Origin of the sequence: Leeuwenhoekiella sp. CH_XMU1409-2 (genome assembly GCF_037029365.1) — a bacterium.
GTDB lineage: Bacteria > Bacteroidota > Bacteroidia > Flavobacteriales > Flavobacteriaceae > Leeuwenhoekiella > Leeuwenhoekiella blandensis.
The window spans coordinates 44,542-59,723 of the sequence record NZ_JAYMEI010000015.1 but is presented as its reverse complement, the minus strand read 5'-3'; the positions used below and the strand labels follow the sequence as shown (position 1 = coordinate 59,723).

Annotated in this window: 16 protein-coding genes; 6 read left to right on the top strand and 10 right to left on the bottom strand. The window is 40.8% G+C overall.

The genetic code is table 11. From position 1 onward, the window contains the following. Window positions 1-243 precede the first annotated feature (243 nt). The 10 genes from WA338_RS15000 to WA338_RS14955 form a co-directional block, all read right to left on the bottom strand. Entirely contained in the window at window positions 244-720 is a 477-nt protein-coding gene (locus WA338_RS15000) for a UpxY family transcription antiterminator (RefSeq protein WP_336093966.1), read from the bottom strand. Window positions 721-914: 194 nt separating this feature from the next. Further along, window positions 915-1,709 (bottom strand): 3'(2'),5'-bisphosphate nucleotidase CysQ, encoded by a 795-nt coding sequence (gene cysQ / locus WA338_RS14995; protein WP_336093964.1) that lies wholly within the window; start codon window positions 1,707-1,709, stop codon window positions 915-917. A gap of 201 nt (window positions 1,710-1,910) precedes the next feature. Then, window positions 1,911-2,207: a four helix bundle protein gene (locus WA338_RS14990; protein WP_336093962.1), complete on the bottom strand. Its 297-nt coding sequence runs from the start codon at window positions 2,205-2,207 to the stop codon at window positions 1,911-1,913. Window positions 2,208-2,302: 95 nt separating this feature from the next. Beyond that, window positions 2,303-3,565, bottom strand: coding sequence for a sulfate adenylyltransferase subunit CysN (gene cysN / locus WA338_RS14985; RefSeq protein WP_336093960.1), 1,263 nt, complete (start codon window positions 3,563-3,565; stop codon window positions 2,303-2,305). A gap of 18 nt (window positions 3,566-3,583) precedes the next feature. Further along, window positions 3,584-4,489: a sulfate adenylyltransferase subunit CysD gene (cysD, locus tag WA338_RS14980; protein WP_009781102.1), complete on the bottom strand. Its 906-nt coding sequence runs from the start codon at window positions 4,487-4,489 to the stop codon at window positions 3,584-3,586. Next, window positions 4,486-5,085, bottom strand: coding sequence for an adenylyl-sulfate kinase (gene cysC / locus WA338_RS14975; protein ID WP_336093957.1), 600 nt, complete (start codon window positions 5,083-5,085; stop codon window positions 4,486-4,488). The genes cysD and cysC overlap by 4 nt, the downstream gene beginning before the upstream one ends. Beyond that, window positions 5,085-6,866 (bottom strand): SLC13 family permease, encoded by a 1,782-nt coding sequence (locus tag WA338_RS14970; RefSeq protein WP_009781104.1) that lies wholly within the window; start codon window positions 6,864-6,866, stop codon window positions 5,085-5,087. The genes cysC and WA338_RS14970 overlap by 1 nt, the downstream gene beginning before the upstream one ends. Before the next feature lie 767 nt (window positions 6,867-7,633). Beyond that, the gene (locus WA338_RS14965) at window positions 7,634-7,951 is read right to left on the bottom strand and encodes a rhodanese-like domain-containing protein (RefSeq protein WP_009781105.1); all 318 of its coding nucleotides are present in this window, start codon (window positions 7,949-7,951) and stop codon (window positions 7,634-7,636) included. A gap of 61 nt (window positions 7,952-8,012) precedes the next feature. Continuing rightward, window positions 8,013-8,633 (bottom strand): thioredoxin family protein, encoded by a 621-nt coding sequence (locus WA338_RS14960; RefSeq protein WP_009781106.1) that lies wholly within the window; start codon window positions 8,631-8,633, stop codon window positions 8,013-8,015. Window position 8,634: 1 nt separating this feature from the next. Beyond that, entirely contained in the window at window positions 8,635-9,087 is a 453-nt protein-coding gene (locus tag WA338_RS14955) for a TlpA disulfide reductase family protein (RefSeq protein ID WP_273016900.1), read from the bottom strand. Window positions 9,088-9,442: 355 nt separating this feature from the next. On the opposite strand from WA338_RS14955, the gene WA338_RS14950 reads away from it, so the two are divergent. The 6 genes from WA338_RS14950 to trpD all read left to right on the top strand — a co-directional run bounded on the left by WA338_RS14950 (window position 9,443) and on the right by trpD (window position 15,182). Next, window positions 9,443-9,901: a MarR family winged helix-turn-helix transcriptional regulator gene (locus tag WA338_RS14950; protein WP_336093950.1), complete on the top strand. Its 459-nt coding sequence runs from the start codon at window positions 9,443-9,445 to the stop codon at window positions 9,899-9,901. Continuing rightward, window positions 9,894-10,526: an NAD(P)H-dependent oxidoreductase gene (locus tag WA338_RS14945; RefSeq protein WP_336093949.1), complete on the top strand. Its 633-nt coding sequence runs from the start codon at window positions 9,894-9,896 to the stop codon at window positions 10,524-10,526. The genes WA338_RS14950 and WA338_RS14945 overlap by 8 nt, the downstream gene beginning before the upstream one ends. 48 nt (window positions 10,527-10,574) lie before the next feature. Continuing rightward, complete coding sequence (locus WA338_RS14940; RefSeq protein ID WP_336093947.1) at window positions 10,575-11,231, top strand: YceI family protein; 657 nt, start codon at window positions 10,575-10,577, stop codon at window positions 11,229-11,231. 821 nt (window positions 11,232-12,052) lie between these two features. Next, the gene (locus WA338_RS14935; RefSeq protein ID WP_336093945.1) at window positions 12,053-13,450 is read left to right on the top strand and encodes an anthranilate synthase component I family protein; all 1,398 of its coding nucleotides are present in this window, start codon (window positions 12,053-12,055) and stop codon (window positions 13,448-13,450) included. 1 nt (window position 13,451) lies between these two features. Further along, complete coding sequence (locus WA338_RS14930) at window positions 13,452-14,024, top strand: anthranilate synthase component II (RefSeq protein WP_336093943.1); 573 nt, start codon at window positions 13,452-13,454, stop codon at window positions 14,022-14,024. 162 nt (window positions 14,025-14,186) lie between these two features. Next, the gene (gene trpD, locus WA338_RS14925; protein ID WP_336093941.1) at window positions 14,187-15,182 is read left to right on the top strand and encodes an anthranilate phosphoribosyltransferase; all 996 of its coding nucleotides are present in this window, start codon (window positions 14,187-14,189) and stop codon (window positions 15,180-15,182) included.

The following is a 15,182-nucleotide window of genomic DNA, read 5'->3' as shown; positions in this document are numbered from 1 at the left end:
TCGGTATTCACTCGAAGTGACAACCCTGTCGGTTGGAGCGTGTCACACTGAGCTTGTCGAAGTGCATCCCGAAAACTTTCGGGAGATAACTTTACTCCCTATCGACTACAAGCTAAAGCCTGCAAAGCTCCATGGCTCCGCCGCGTCACTCCCATGTTTTGTTTTGAGAATAACCCGGTGGTTAACAAAAATGACCAAGACCTACATTAAGGCTCGATCTGTATTTTAAGGCGTCTTGCGCCCTTATTTCACTAAGTCCTTCAGGCGCGCTTCCACGATCACTCCAAGACTTTTAATCACCATTTTAAGGCGTTTACGCCCTACTTCTTGCACGACACCCTTCTGCCCTTTAAAATGTCCGGCAGCGATCTTTACTTCTGTTCCCGGGGTATACGTACGCACTTGCACATCTGCCACAGCCTCATCAGATAACCAGTCTTGAATTGCAGCGATTTCTTCATCACGCACGACAGCCGGCTTTCCTAACCAAAAAAGATAACGCACCACTCCCGGCACAGCAAACACCTGTTGGCGCTCTGTGTTTAGCAAACAAACGAAAACATAGGATTTAAAAAGAGGTACCTGAATTTTTTTCTTGCGATCGCTCCAAACGCGCACCTCCTCAAGTGTAGGACAGAAGACCTTAACCCCTATTTTTTCAAGTGCCGAAGCCACTTTTTTTTCTGATTGTGGTTTAACGTAGAGCACGTACCAATTCATGCAAATAGTATCTTTAAACGTTACAAAATTTTAGGGGATTTTCTAACTTCTAGATAAGCGAAAATAAGTAAAACATCGAAGCAAACAAGGATATTTCAACATTTAATTTTAGAGAAATATTAAGAAAAATAGCATCAACCTAGAAGAAAAACGTTATCGCTATTGATTGAAGCGGTTAAAAAAAAACTTAAGCATCATAAAACCAAAAACCAATTATTCAACAATTGTTCCCGGTTGTATAACATCTCTTCTTTAGTCTCCCAATCAACCACCTGTTTCCCGGCATACTTACAGATCGCACTTCCGGCAGCTGTGTCCCATTCCATAGTTGGGGCAAACCTGGGGTAACAATCGGCCTGGCCCTCTGCCACCATACAGAGTTTTAAGGAGCTCCCTTTAGAGATCGTCGCGACTTCCCCGTGTTCTGCCTCCAGCGTTTTAATATACTCCACCGTTTCGGGGGACAAATGAGATTTACTGGCTACTGCGGTATACTGTTCTTTTTGGAGCGTTAATGGAAGCTGCTTTCCTGTATTCAATATAGCATCTACAGCAGCAGTAACAGCTACATCAACAGCCTTAAAGGAACCTAGGCCTTTAGCTGCATAAAACAACTCCTGAAGCACCGGCACATAGATTACGCCTAAGATCGGCACACCATCTTGAATCAATGCAATGTTTACGGTAAACTCCCCGTTCTTTTTAATAAACTCCTTGGTCCCGTCTATGGGATCTACGATCCACAAATACTCCCAATCTTTTCGGGTTTCGTAAGCGATACCTTTACCTTCTTCTGAAAGCACAGGAATACCGGTTTTTCCCAAATAGGACATTATAATATGATGACTTGCCGTATCGGCTTTGGTCAATGGCGAATCATCACTCTTAAAATCTACATCAAAATCTTCATTATGATAGATCTCAAGAATGCGTTCCCCTGCTTTTAGCGCCGCTTCGATGGCAGTATGCAGTTGTGCTGTTATATTCATGTGTTTGTGGTTTTTGGTTGGATTAATGGTTTATAGGGGATTGGGGGTTAGGGGTTAGTGGCTGGGTGATGGAGGTTTGTGATTAAATGAATTCTTCAGCTTGATCAAAATTTAATCTTTTAGTTTGGTGTTTAAGTATTTGATGTATCCATTAATTAATCTCAAACAGGTCGAGGTTTGTTTTCTTATTTCCAGAAGTTGTTAAGATGAAATATAATTACAATGACGCGTCTCAATAGTATGGTCTAAAACTTCGGCAACTGAGCCACGAGCAATAATCATAAATCGAATACTATCTTTTCTATGATGCCGCCCCCAACCTTCTGCTATATTTGCTGTGGTGGAACGTGCCGCTCTTAAAAGCTGGCTATATAGTTCAAACCTTTCTATTTCAGGAAGTTGAATTAAAATATCCTTCCGTACGTACTCTTTTAACCGGAAACACTCCTTCCAGCATTCTAATTCTTCAAAATTTCCATACAAAGCTATTTTTATCAATGGAACTATTGAGATTGAAAATCGAGGAAACTTGAAACATCAAATTATTCACTTTAACCACTAACCACGCCCCCCATTTACCAGTCCCCCGATAATCAAATCACCATCCCCGCAGCAACCGTTTCATTGGTACTTTCATCGATCAGGATAAAACTTCCGGTACCTTTGTTTTGGTTGTATTCGTCTACGAGTAAAGGCTTGGTAGTACGCATCTTTACGCGAATGATATCGTTCATGCCTATGGTATCGTATTCCTCCTGACGGTGTAAGGTATTGATATCTACCTTATACAACACTTCTTTGATCATCGCCCGGGCTTCTACACTGGTATGCTTGATCGCATATTTGGCTCTGGGACTCATCACATCACTGTTCATCCAGCACAACATCGCCTCGACATCTTGCTGAGGCTCAGGTTGATTGTGCTCACGCACGATCATATCTCCTCGACTGATGTCGATCTCATCTTCCAGATTGATGGTTACCGATTGCGGAGGGAAGGCTTCTTCCAGTTCTTCTTCACCCAATACAATAGACTGGATCTTTGATTTAAAACCAGAGGGCAATACCATCACCTCATCTCCTTTTTTAAAGATCCCACTGGTCACCCTACCCGCATAACCCCGGTAGTCGTGAAATTCATCACTAAAAGGCCTGATGACATTTTGCACCGGAAAACGGCAGTCTACCAAATTGTGATCACTACTGATATGAATGTTCTCCAAGGTCCCGAGTAAGGAATCTCCTGAAAACCACGGCATGTTAGCAGACTTATCTACCACATTGTCCCCATTTAAAGCGGAGATCGGGATAAAGCGCACATCGTTGATCTTCAGCTTTGAAGCAAAGCTTTTATACTCCTCAATGATCTCATTAAAACGTTCTTCTCCGTAGTCTACCAGATCCATCTTATTGACGCAAACCACAATGTGTTGAATTTGCAAGAGCGACGCAATAAATGAATGGCGTTTGGTCTGCTCGATCACTCCCTTACGGGCATCGACCAAGATCAAGGCCAAGTTGGCTGTTGAAGCCCCGGTGATCATATTGCGGGTATATTGCACATGGCCCGGCGTATCGGCAATAATAAATTTGCGTTTTGGAGTCGCAAAATAGCGATACGCCACATCGATGGTGATCCCCTGCTCGCGCTCGTCTTTCAAGCCGTCGGTAAGGTGAGCCAGCTCCAGGTGACTGATTCCTTTCTTTTCTGATATCTTTTGTAAGTTGTCAATTTGATCTTCGTAAAGAGACTTCGAATCAAACAGCAACCTTCCTATCAAGGTACTTTTACCATCATCTACACTTCCTGCAGTGGTAAAACGTAATATCTCTTTTTCTTCGTGTTGTAATCCCATTGTTTGTTGCTTAGCTGTTTAGAAATATCCTTCTTTTTTACGATCCTCCATGGCGGTTTCTGAGCGTTTGTCGTCAGAACGATTGCCACGTTCGGTCTGGCGGGCGATCGCTACCTCTTCCAAAATAAGTTCTAAGGTATCGGCTTCTGATTCTGAACCTCCGGTGATGGTAATGTCTCCCAAGGTACGGAAGCGTATTTTCTTGGTCACCACTTCTTCCTTAGGTCTTAGGCTAATGAACTCCGAATTGGGGATCCAAGTGCCTTGTCTACGGATCACTTGACGCTCGTGTGCAAAATACAACGAAGGAATGGCGATATTGTTTAAGGTTAAATACTGCCACACATCCAGCTCGGTCCAGTTGCTTATAGGAAAGACCCTGAAGTTCTCCCCCATATTGAGCTTTCCGTTGAGCAGGTTCCATAATTCGGGACGCTGGTTTTTAGGATTCCACTGCCCAAAATCATCGCGATGCGAAAAGAAACGCTCTTTAGCACGAGCCTTTTCTTCATCTCTTCGACCTCCTCCTATACAGGCATCAAACTGATGCTCTTCAATTGCCTCTAGAAGTGTGGTCGTTTGCAATTTGTTTCGGTTGGCATCTATCCCGGTCTCTTCTTTTACCGAACCGCTTTTGATCGAGTCTTCTACCAAACCTACCACTAGTTTAGCCCCTAGTTGTTCCATCAACTGGTCGCGAAACGCAATGGTCTCCGGAAAGTTATGTCCGGTATCTACGTGCAAAAAGGTAAAAGGGATTTTGGCCGGGTAAAAGGCTTTACGAGCCAATGCGGTCACTAAGATCGAGTCTTTACCTCCGGAAAACAAAATGGCCGGGTTTTCAAACTGTGCTGCGGTCTCCCGCAAGATGTATATGGCCTCTGCCTCCAGTTCCTGCAAATGCGATAATGCGTATTTTCTCATAATGTACTGGTTAGTCTATTTTTAATTGTATTCCAAATCTGTACAACACATTCGTCAACAGATTGTTCGTTTGTTTTGATTTCTATATCAGGATTTTTAGGCACCTCAAACGGCGCTGTTATCCCTGTAAAATTAGGAATCTCTCCTTTTCTCGCCCGAGCATACAAGCCTTTTACATCACGGGCTTCACATACTTCCAGCGGACAATTCACGTAGATTTCTACATAATCTTCACCCAAGATGGCTTTAGCTCGCTGCCGGTCTTGATGCATCGGCGTGATAAAAGCCGTAAGTACCACCGTGCCGGCATCGGCAAACAGCTTCCCTACCTCTGCGATCCTGCGAATATTTTCCGAACGTTCCTCGACAGTAAATCCCAGATCTTTATTGAGCCCCATACGAATATTGTCGCCATCAAGCGTATAGGTATCTATATGTTTTTCAAACAAAAATGCTTCGAGTGCGTCGCTTACGGTTGATTTACCACTTCCAGAGAGCCCAACAAACCATAAAACCATAGATTGATGTTGCTTTTTTTGAGCCCTCAGGTCTCTTGCAACCTGAAATGCTTGTTTTTTCACATTTGTGCTTTTCATTAAGTATATTTTAATTTCAAATACAGCAAAACCACACCTAAATAAAGTGCAGTGAACGGTAATCCTATTTTCCAAAAATCTTTAAACCGATAATCACCGGGAGCCATGATCAACAAATTAGTCTGATAGCCTATGGGGGTCATAAAAGCTGCCGATGCCGCAAATCCCACAGCCAAAAAAAGAGCTTCTCCAGGAATTCCTGTTTTTTGACTTATTGAATACGCTAAAGGAAAGACTATAGAAACCGCAGCTACATTAGTTATAAAAGATGTTAGCACTACGGTAAAAAGCATAAGCCCTAAAACTATACCCTCAAACCCAAAAGGCATAACCACTCGTAAGATAGCGGCACTTACTTGTTCTGAGAGACCAGAATTAATGAAAACCTCACCAACAATAAGAGAAGCGACGAGAATGACAAATAAATTACCTTTTAATTCTTTGATTACTTCACTCCGAGAAGCAAACTTTAATAAAAAAGTAAGCCCTAAAACCAACACCAGAAATAAAAATAGGCTTATTTTAAATACTAGTGCAAATGTAGCGATCAACACAATTCCCCCTAAAAGAGTATATTTTTTACGGCTTGGAATTTGTTCTTGAGTTACATTAGATAGGATATAAAAATCAGCTTTTAGAGATTCTGTAATATACGTATGTGGAACCACGATCAAAAGATCTCCACTCTTCAACCGCATCTCTCCAATTCTACCGCTTAAATCTTCACTATTGCGATGTACTGCTAAGATGGTTGCGCCATAGCGCTGCCTAAAGTTAGTTTGATTTACTTTTTTACCATCTAATGACGAATTAGTAGGAATAGAAAGCTCTAAAAAAGCAAGCTTTTGCCCTTGCATAAGTTTCTTATGAGCAATAAATTCAAGATTTTTTTGCTCTGCATTAATTTGCATCACATCAGCCAAACTCCCTGAGAAGATAAGTCGGTCATCTTCTTGTAAGATCATATTTTTTGAAGCGACCACTTCAAAATTGCGATCCCCTCTAACCAATTCAATTAGAGAAACTCCTTTCAAGTTTTTAAGACCACTATCTGATAACGGCAAACCGATTAATTTAGAATAAGCCCCTATACGTGCTTCGATAAAATACTTACGCACTTCATCTTGTTTTCTCGCAAAAGGCAAGGATCGAGAGGGCAATATGCGATAACCTACGATTATTAGATATAAGATCCATGTTGACAATACAAACAAACCAGGTACCAAAAAATCTGTAAACTGAAGCCCTTTCAATCCGCTAGACTCTATCAATCCATTCAATATAAGATTTGTAGATGTACCTATTAGAGTTAACATTCCACCTACTATGGCAGAAAAAGACAAAGGAATTAAGAATTTAGAAGGTGAAACGCCATACTTCTCTGCTTTCTGCATTACGTAGGGTATTAAAATTATAACAACCGGCGTGTTATTAAAAAATCCAGAAATTAAAGATACAAAAAGACACAAAACCCCTAGAAAAAGCAATGGGGACTGAATAGAACCTAATACTTTATCAAAATAAAATCCTAGATTTATATTGGAATTGATAATAGAAGAAAGTGCGATAACTAAGAAAATCACCAAAATACTCTTAGTGATTGCCGCACGAAGAATCATATCTACATCTACATACCCCAACACTAAAAACAAGAATACCACAATTGAAAAAACCAATGCAGGTTTGAGCCTTCCCACTACCAGTTCAAACACCATCACCAGGAGAATAACCCCGACTATACCGGCAGCATAAACATCTAAAACATTTCTAATTTCTTCCAATTTATAATTTGCTTTACACTAAGGCTTCAATAGATTACACTATCATTAAAAAATACGGAGTAATAAGTTAGGTAAGTTTTAAGCGTGCTTAAGCTGCTCATACAAAATCCCGCTAAAAAGCAAGCCTTTTGATTGAGATAAACTTTACCCATAAAGGTTCTTAATTTAAAAAACGAGGTAGACACTTTAACGCTGACCTTAATAAGACAATTACAGAACTATGATTTTAAATAAGACCACCAATTAAACATCAAATTCAATCACTGTTAAGTGCGCAGCAAACTTTAAAAAAACTTTTACAATTAACGTTCAATCCAAAGTGAATACATAAACTTCACTCAGTATTTTTTTTTACAATATTATGCAGTTTTAATTCTTAATCCTACAAAATCGATAGGAATTTATCCTTTAGTTATATTATTTAGGGTATTCTAACATATAAAAGCCACACACTTCTAGACTTTTCCTAGGTTTTTTGCTTGATTTTAGAACAAAGTCAATAGAAGAATAATACATCCCCGCTACAATTTAATAATGAATTTAAAGATTTAAGAAAGTTATACGCAAGAAAGCGTTGTCGGAAACCCAACACAGCTGACTCTATAAATCATCTAGAAAAAGGGTTAACGTATACACGTTAAAGGAGAAGACCTCGCAATCAGATGATATGCATAAAAAACTCTTTTCTGATACCCCAACCTTCGCTATACAAAAAAAGGGAGCGCCCCTAAAGACACTCCCTTTTTGTTAAATTAAAACAGTTAACGCTACTCCTGAAAGGTGGTTTCCCCATCCCATTCCATATAACCACCTAACAGGTTGTAGGTAGTTTCAAAACCTAATTGATCCATCAGCTGGGCTGCTTGTCCGCTTCGATTTCCGGAACGGCAATAGATGTAATAGTGCTTTGATTTATCAAGTTCGTTGACTTTATCAATAAAGCCCTGTCCTTCATAAATATCAATATGATGCGAATTCGGAATGATGCCTTCATCCACCTCATTTTGGGTGCGCACATCTAGGATGAATGCCTTATCGTCTTTTGCGATCTGCGCTTCCCATTCTTCCTGAGTTATATTTTTCATGATGTATTGTATTAAGATTAAGTCTCAAAATTAAAGCATTGCCCGCGCTTCTCCAACGCGATCAGGCTTTAATAGAACAACCAATGGCTTTGGTGGTTTCGGGATTCACTTCTTGATCGTTTAAAAGCGCCTCAACCGCCTGAGCCACAAAAAATGTGGTCACCGTCGAAGCATCGCGAACGCTATCGTCTATAGCCCCTATGTATTTTACCTCTAAAGCATCATCCTTTTTTTGGAGCACATAAACGTGCGGTGTTTTGGTCGCTCCATATTCGGCATAGATCTCATGATTGGCATCATAGAGATAGGGATAGGTAAATTGCTTGGATGCAGCTAAATCCTGCATTTCTGTAAAGCTTTCTCCTGCTTGAATCTCCGGATCATTCGGATTGATCGCAATCACCGGATAGCCTTTCGGTTTGAATTGTGTATCCAGGGCTTGTATACGCTCCTGATTGGCAATAGCAAACGGACAGGTATTACAGGTAAAAACAACAATAAAACCTTTAGCCTCTTCAAAATCGGATAAGGAAACCATGCTTCCGTCTACATTTTTCAACCGAAAATCCCCAACAGCATCACCTATTTCATACCCCGATTTAAAACTACCTAAACTGGCAATTGCTATCGCAGAAACGACCATAACAAGCGTAAGCGCTATTAATACTTTTAAGGACTTCATGTTATTCTTTTAAGTTAGGTTGTAAACTCAATAATTCGTTCTCGAGCTCCCGGTAGGAAAAGCTTTGCTCGTAAAACATATATTCTTCATTCGTTATGATAAGGCTTGCCGGTATAGCGCCACTCCAATCTTCTGAAACCTGAGGGATCCAGGTGTTCCCGTGTGCATCGTCCAGGTACAGCACTTTTGACTGAAGTTTCTTCTCCTTAATATAAGGAATAAGCCGTTGTTCAATTTGGTCTGAAAAGTCCAAACTCACCAGCAAAACTTCGACTCCCTTTTTGTGGTACGCTGCATAAAGCTTTTCAAAAGCCGGCAATTCTTTAACACAAGGCGCACACCAGGTCGCCCAAAAGTTGATCACTTTCACCCTGCCTGCTTTAGGGAAATCCAACATAGGCTTAAAGGCCTCAAAATCATACACGGGCAAATGATATCCATCAACCGACAGCATTTTTAGCGGTTTTGGCGTTCGGGTAGACGCAACTTTAGAGGCACAGCCTGCTAAAAGCATAACGCAACATAAAATACCCAATCTCCTAAACAATCGCTACCCGGTTTTTAATTTAACGACCACTACACGAAAGTTTCTTACTCTTGTAAGTCAAGAAAACCGCTTCGCAATGGACTGCGTAAATTTAAGGATTACAACATTTTGATAACAGATTTTAGGATTTGTATAACACCTACAGCGTTGTAACCAGAGGATTTTCGTTAAAAAGCCTTAAGAATACGTTAAAAATTACACCAGATTCTCATCGAATCCAAATAAACCATACATTTGTACATACAAATATTGTAGATACAGGATGAAGATTGAAGAAGCATTAAAAATAGGAAATGGGTTGGATTTATCATCCAAAACCCTGATCAATATCCAATACACTTCCAGAATACTGGAAGAAAAATTTGCTGCGCTTCTTAAAGAATATGATCTGAGTACGCCGCAATTCAATGTTTTGCGCATTTTGCGTGGTCAAAAGGGCAAACCTGCAAGTCTTGCATGCATTCAGGAGCGCATGGTAGATCGCAGCAGCAACACAACGCGCCTGGTAGATAAACTGATCAAGAAAGAATTGGTAAGCCGACGCATTTGTCCCGATAATCGTAGAAAGGTCGAAATAGAAATAACCACTAACGGATTGAAACTTTTAAAAGAACTGGACCCCCTCACCTCGGCTGCAAATGCCAACAACACTTCAAGCCTCAATGACGACGAATTAGTAACACTTAATAACCTATTAGATAAACTTAGAACCGATGAGTAATTATATCGATGATTTAAACTGGCGCTACGCTGTTAAACAATTTGATGCTTCCAAAAAAGTATCCGATGAAGATTTACAAAGGCTTATAGATGCAGTGCAACTTTCTGCTTCTTCTTATGGGTTGCAACCTTATAAAATTTTAGTGGTAAAAGATCAAGCCGTAAAAGAAAAGCTAAAAGCCGCAGGATACAATCAGTCTCAATTTAGCGATGCTACCGCCGTATTTGTATTTGCACATCAAACCGACTTTGACGCAGAACTCGTAGACTCTTATATCGAGCTCTCAGAACGCATCAAAGAACTTGAAACAGGAACGCTGGAAGGCTATGCAAACTTGATGAAAAATGCACTTCTTAACCTGCCTCAGGAAGCCAAAGCAGGGTGGACCTCTAGACAGGCTTACATCGCTCTGGGCAATTTACTAAGCGCCGCTGCTGCACATAAAATAGACACCTGCCCTATGGAAGGTTTTGAGGCAACTGCTTTTGATGAAATCTTAGGCCTTACCGAACAAAACCTGCACGCCGTAGTTGTTGCTGCAGTAGGATACCGCAGCGCGGAAGATGAAACCCAACATGCTCCAAAAGTAAGACGCCCTCAGGAAGAACTTTTCGAGATCATCTAAAAATTTTTTAATCAAATATTTGTACATACAACTTTAATCTATACAACAATGAAAATTCAGAATTCCATCAGCAACCTTAATCAAAGCTTAGCAAAACTAAACCTGGCTTCAAAAAAAGCCTTCAATCAAATAAACCGCGATAATCGCGTTAAATCAGTATTAATTTTAGCAGTAGGCGTTGCCGCTGCATCATTTACAACAAAAACAATCATGGAAAAAGTAAGCGTAAAAAGCAGTTCAATCACTTGGGTAGGTAAAAAAGTGACCGGTAAGCATTCAGGAACTATCGATCTTAAAGATGGTTTTTTTGAAATGGAAAACGGAAGCATCACCGGAGGTGAGTTTGTTATCGACATGAACAGCATCGCGTGTACAGACTTAGAAGGAGACAGCAAAGGTCAATTAGAAGGTCACCTTAAAAGTGATGATTTCTTTGGTGTAGAAAATCACCCAACTGCCAAATTGGTCATCACCAATGCGGTTAAAGACGGAAATTCGTATACAGTAACCGGTGACCTTACCATCAAAGAAACTACAGCGCCTATCTCTTTTGACTTGCAACAAGCAGGTGATAATTTCACAACTACCCTAACCATCGACCGTAGTAAATACAACGTGCGTTACGGATCTGGTAGCTTCTTTGACAACTTAGGAGATAAAACCATCTATGACGACTTCACACTAGACATCAACTTGTCTATCTAATTGATCGTCTATCATAAGTATTTAGAAAGCTGTCTTTAAAAAGACAGCTTTTTTTGTGATATATTCTAAAAGACCCCCTTATTTATTAATCCAAACTTTCTTAAATAAATCATCAGAATCACTCATAAACGAGGGTTCTCAAAAAAACATTGATAACATTATTCAAGGCCCATGTTCTTTTGCCTTGATGCCAAAGAACCAACCTGCCTGCCGCCAGGCAGGAAAATCAAGGGGTTTAGTTTACCATAGATCAAGAAAAAGACAAAACACCCGAAAACTTGTACGGTGTAGTGATTCCCTCGGTTCAGAATAGCTGCAGGAAGCTCCGAAAGACAGGAGCGATAGCGACGCGGAGCTGACAAAGCGGTTTTCGCCTAAGCGAAAAATTCCTAAGCGAGGGGCTCTTTTCTTTTGTTACTTTTCTTTGGAGAGGCAAAGAAAAGTAAATAAAATTATACGTAAGTAAAATTACTCCTATCGACCTTAAAAGATTCACGAGCTCAGAAAACACACAACTAAAGGATTCACGTTATCCAAAAACGGAAATGCGATTACCCACGGGATAAAACCACCTAAGACGACTTTAGACTAAACATCAACTTGTCTATCTAATATTTTTTAAAAGTAATTTTAAATTTTGTTTGTCGCTTAAGCATCAATTTTTATCTTTGGAGCTCAAATTATGAAAAACAAAACAGTAAATACTTGGTGGTGGATCTCGCAACAGTAATGTCGTGAAACAACCTTGTATTTAAAATTTAAATAACTGAAAGGCCTGTCTCACGACAGGTCTTTTTTGTTTCGCCTAACAACCAAAAAAAATGAAATATACCTTAAAAACGCACAGCAAGAAGATTCTTGCCGATACCATCACTCCGGTTTCGGTATACCTTCGCCTGCGGGATCGCTTCCCCAACAGTCTGCTTCTCGAGAGTAGCGACTACCGGGCTAACGACAATACCTTCAGCTACATCTGTTGTAAACCTATAGGTTCGATCACCGTAAAGGACGAAATTATTACGGAAAGTTTCCCTGACGGAAAAACCACAACCACGAGCATCGACTACACTACCGATGTAGTCGGAATCATCGAAGCTTTTGCCAAAAAGTTTGAGACCGAAGACAACGATAAAAAGTTCATTCAAAACGGCCTTTTTGGTTATATGAGTTATGATGCCGTGCGCTATTTTGAAGATATTGAGATCACCAAAAAAGAAGGCGCGCTGGATGTCCCCGATCTGTATTATGCGGTTTATCAAAACATCATTGCGATCAATCATTTTAATAATGAGGCCTATATTTTTTCGCATACCTACAATGAAGAAAATAATCTGAGTGAGATCGCACAGCTGCTTACGGTAAAAAGTTTTGCAGAGTACCATTTCAAATTAGAAGGCGCACAACAATCGCAAATGTCTGATGACGCCTTTATGGATTTGGTTAAAACCTGTAAAAAACATTGCCAACGCGGTGATGTATTTCAGATCGTACCTTCTAAGCGCTTTTCTCAAAATTTCAGCGGTGATGAATTCAATGTGTATCGCAGTTTACGCAGTGTAAATCCTTCGCCGTATTTATTCTTTTTTGACTACGGAAATTTTAAGATCTTCGGAAGTTCTCCCGAAGCCCAACTCATCGTTAAAGAGGGTAAAGCTGAAATTCACCCCATCGCCGGGACTTTTAAACGTACCGGTAATGATGAGAAAGATGCCGTTTTAGCCAAGAAACTTTCTGAAGATGCCAAGGAAAACAGCGAGCACGTGATGCTGGTAGATTTGGCCCGCAACGACTTAAGCCGCAATGGCAGCAACGTGAAAGTAGAGACCTATCGCGAGGTACAATATTTTTCGCACGTGATCCATTTAGTGAGTAAAGTTACAGGAACCAAACATCCTGAAACCTCAACCATGCGCGTAGTAGCAGACACCTTTCCTGCCGGAACTTTGAGTGGTGCGCCCAAGCACAATGCGATGAAGTTACTGGAGAAATACGAACCCATAAACCGAGATTTCTACGGAGGTGCGATCGGCTTTATGGATTTTAACGGAAACTTCAATCACGCTATCATCATCCGTTCTTTTTTAAGTAAAAACCATCAATTACATTATCAGGCAGGCGCTGGTATCGTAAGCGACAGTGTTCCTGAAAAAGAATTAGAAGAAGTATATAACAAATTAGGCGCGCTTACTAAAGCCCTTAAACTTGCTGAAGAACTATAACATGAAAAAACAGGTTTTAGTCATAGACAATTACGACAGTTTTGTGTACAACCTTGTGCATTATCTTGAAGATCTAGACTGCGAAGTCACCGTAAAACGCAACGACCAACTCAGTCTTGAAGAGGTTGCTGCTTACGATAAAATCTTGCTTTCACCAGGTCCGGGAATTCCGGAAGAAGCCGGTTTGCTTCTTGAAATTATCAAGACCTACGCCCCTACTAAAAGTATGTTTGGCGTGTGCCTAGGTCAGCAAGCCATCGGCGAAGTTTTTGGTGGCACGCTCATCAACCTGGATCAGGTCTTTCACGGTGTTGCCACTTCAGCCAAACAGTTGGTTGCAGACGAACCCCTTTTCAAAGACATCCCAACAGAATTTGAGATCGGAAGATACCATTCGTGGGTCGTTGCTCCCGAGAATTTCCCGGAAGCTTTAGAGATCACTTCGGTAGATGTGAATGGGCAAATTATGTCTTTACGTCATAAAGAATATGACGTGCGCGGCGTACAATTTCATCCCGAATCGGTACTCACTCCGGAAGGCAAAACAATGATCAAAAACTGGGTAAATAATTAAAGGTTTTTTCTATTTCCGTGAAGACGGAAATCTCATGAACCCAACTAAAATTGCTTCCGTGAAGACGGAAATCTTATAAAATAACAGAAGTAGTCCATTTCCGTGAAGACGGAAATCTCAAATAAATAATAATGCTTCCCTACGGAGTACTTATAACGAATAATGAAAACAATATTAAACAGACTCATAAACCACGAGCAACTCAATAAAGAAGAGGCACGAGAGGTTTTGGTCAACATCTCTGAAGGAAAATACAACACCAGCCAAATCGCTGCTTTTATCACCGTGTATATGATGCGTAGCATTACGGTTGAAGAACTTGCCGGCTTTAGAGACGCACTTCTGGATCTATGTATCGCTGTTCCCTTTGAAGGCTATAACGCGATCGATCTTTGCGGAACCGGCGGTGACGGTAAAAATACATTCAACATTTCTACGCTTTCTTCTTTTGTAGCTGCAGGCGCAGGAATCAACGTAACCAAGCACGGAAACTACGGAGTTTCTTCGGTGAGCGGAAGCAGCAACGTTATGGAAAGCTTCGGAATAAAATTCACCAACGATACCGACTTTTTAAAGCGCTGTCTGGATGAAGCCGGTATTTGTGTACTCCACGCGCCGCTCTTTCATCCTGCGATGAAAAATGTAGGACCTATTCGCCGCGAACTCGGCGTAAAAACCTTTTTCAACATGTTGGGGCCTATGGTAAATCCGGCGTTTCCTGAGAATCAACTTGTGGGTGTTTTCAATCTGGAACTGGCTCGTTTATACGGGTATCTGTATCAGGATACTAAAAAGAATTTTACCATTTTACACAGTATCGATGGCTATGACGAAATTTCCCTTACCGGAAATACCAAAGCCATTCGCAACACCAGCGAGCGTATGTTAACGGCTGAAGATTTTGGGGTACACACGATCAAACAGGAAGACATTTATGGTGGGGATACGATCGAATCTTCTGCTGCGATCTTTAAAAAAGTGATCAGCGGTAAGGGTACCGATGCACAAAACAATGTGGTTTGCGCCAATGCAGGAATGGCCATTGCCACCGTTAAAAACCTCGAGCCTAAAGCTGGCTTTGAACTTGCCAAAGAAGCTCTTCTAAGCGGAAAAGGACTCGAACGCTTAAATAAACTCATAGCCCTAAGCAGCAAATAA

Bases quoted from the DNA above. Each gene is read 5' to 3' on its own strand.
- trpD (WP_336093941.1), top strand. From the start codon at position 14,187: ATGAAAACAATATTAAACAGACTCATAAACCACGAGCAACTCAATAAA.
- WA338_RS14965 (WP_009781105.1), bottom strand. From the start codon at position 7,951: ATGAAAAATATAACTCAGGAAGAATGGGAAGCGCAGATCGCAAAAGAC.
- cysQ (WP_336093964.1), bottom strand. From the start codon at position 1,709: ATGAATATAACAGCACAACTGCATACTGCCATCGAAGCGGCGCTAAAA.
- cysD (WP_009781102.1), bottom strand. From the start codon at position 4,489: ATGAGAAAATACGCATTATCGCATTTGCAGGAACTGGAGGCAGAGGCC.
- cysN (WP_336093960.1), bottom strand. From the start codon at position 3,565: ATGGGATTACAACACGAAGAAAAAGAGATATTACGTTTTACCACTGCA.
- WA338_RS14935 (WP_336093945.1), top strand. From the start codon at position 12,053: ATGAAATATACCTTAAAAACGCACAGCAAGAAGATTCTTGCCGATACC.
- WA338_RS14945 (WP_336093949.1), top strand. From the start codon at position 9,894: ATGAGTAATTATATCGATGATTTAAACTGGCGCTACGCTGTTAAACAA.
- WA338_RS15000 (WP_336093966.1), bottom strand. From the start codon at position 720: ATGAATTGGTACGTGCTCTACGTTAAACCACAATCAGAAAAAAAAGTG.
- WA338_RS14940 (WP_336093947.1), top strand. From the start codon at position 10,575: ATGAAAATTCAGAATTCCATCAGCAACCTTAATCAAAGCTTAGCAAAA.
- WA338_RS14950 (WP_336093950.1), top strand. From the start codon at position 9,443: ATGAAGATTGAAGAAGCATTAAAAATAGGAAATGGGTTGGATTTATCA.
- WA338_RS14930 (WP_336093943.1), top strand. From the start codon at position 13,452: ATGAAAAAACAGGTTTTAGTCATAGACAATTACGACAGTTTTGTGTAC.
- WA338_RS14960 (WP_009781106.1), bottom strand. From the start codon at position 8,633: ATGAAGTCCTTAAAAGTATTAATAGCGCTTACGCTTGTTATGGTCGTT.
- WA338_RS14955 (WP_273016900.1), bottom strand. From the start codon at position 9,087: ATGCTGTCGGTTGATGGATATCATTTGCCCGTGTATGATTTTGAGGCC.
- cysC (WP_336093957.1), bottom strand. From the start codon at position 5,085: ATGAAAAGCACAAATGTGAAAAAACAAGCATTTCAGGTTGCAAGAGAC.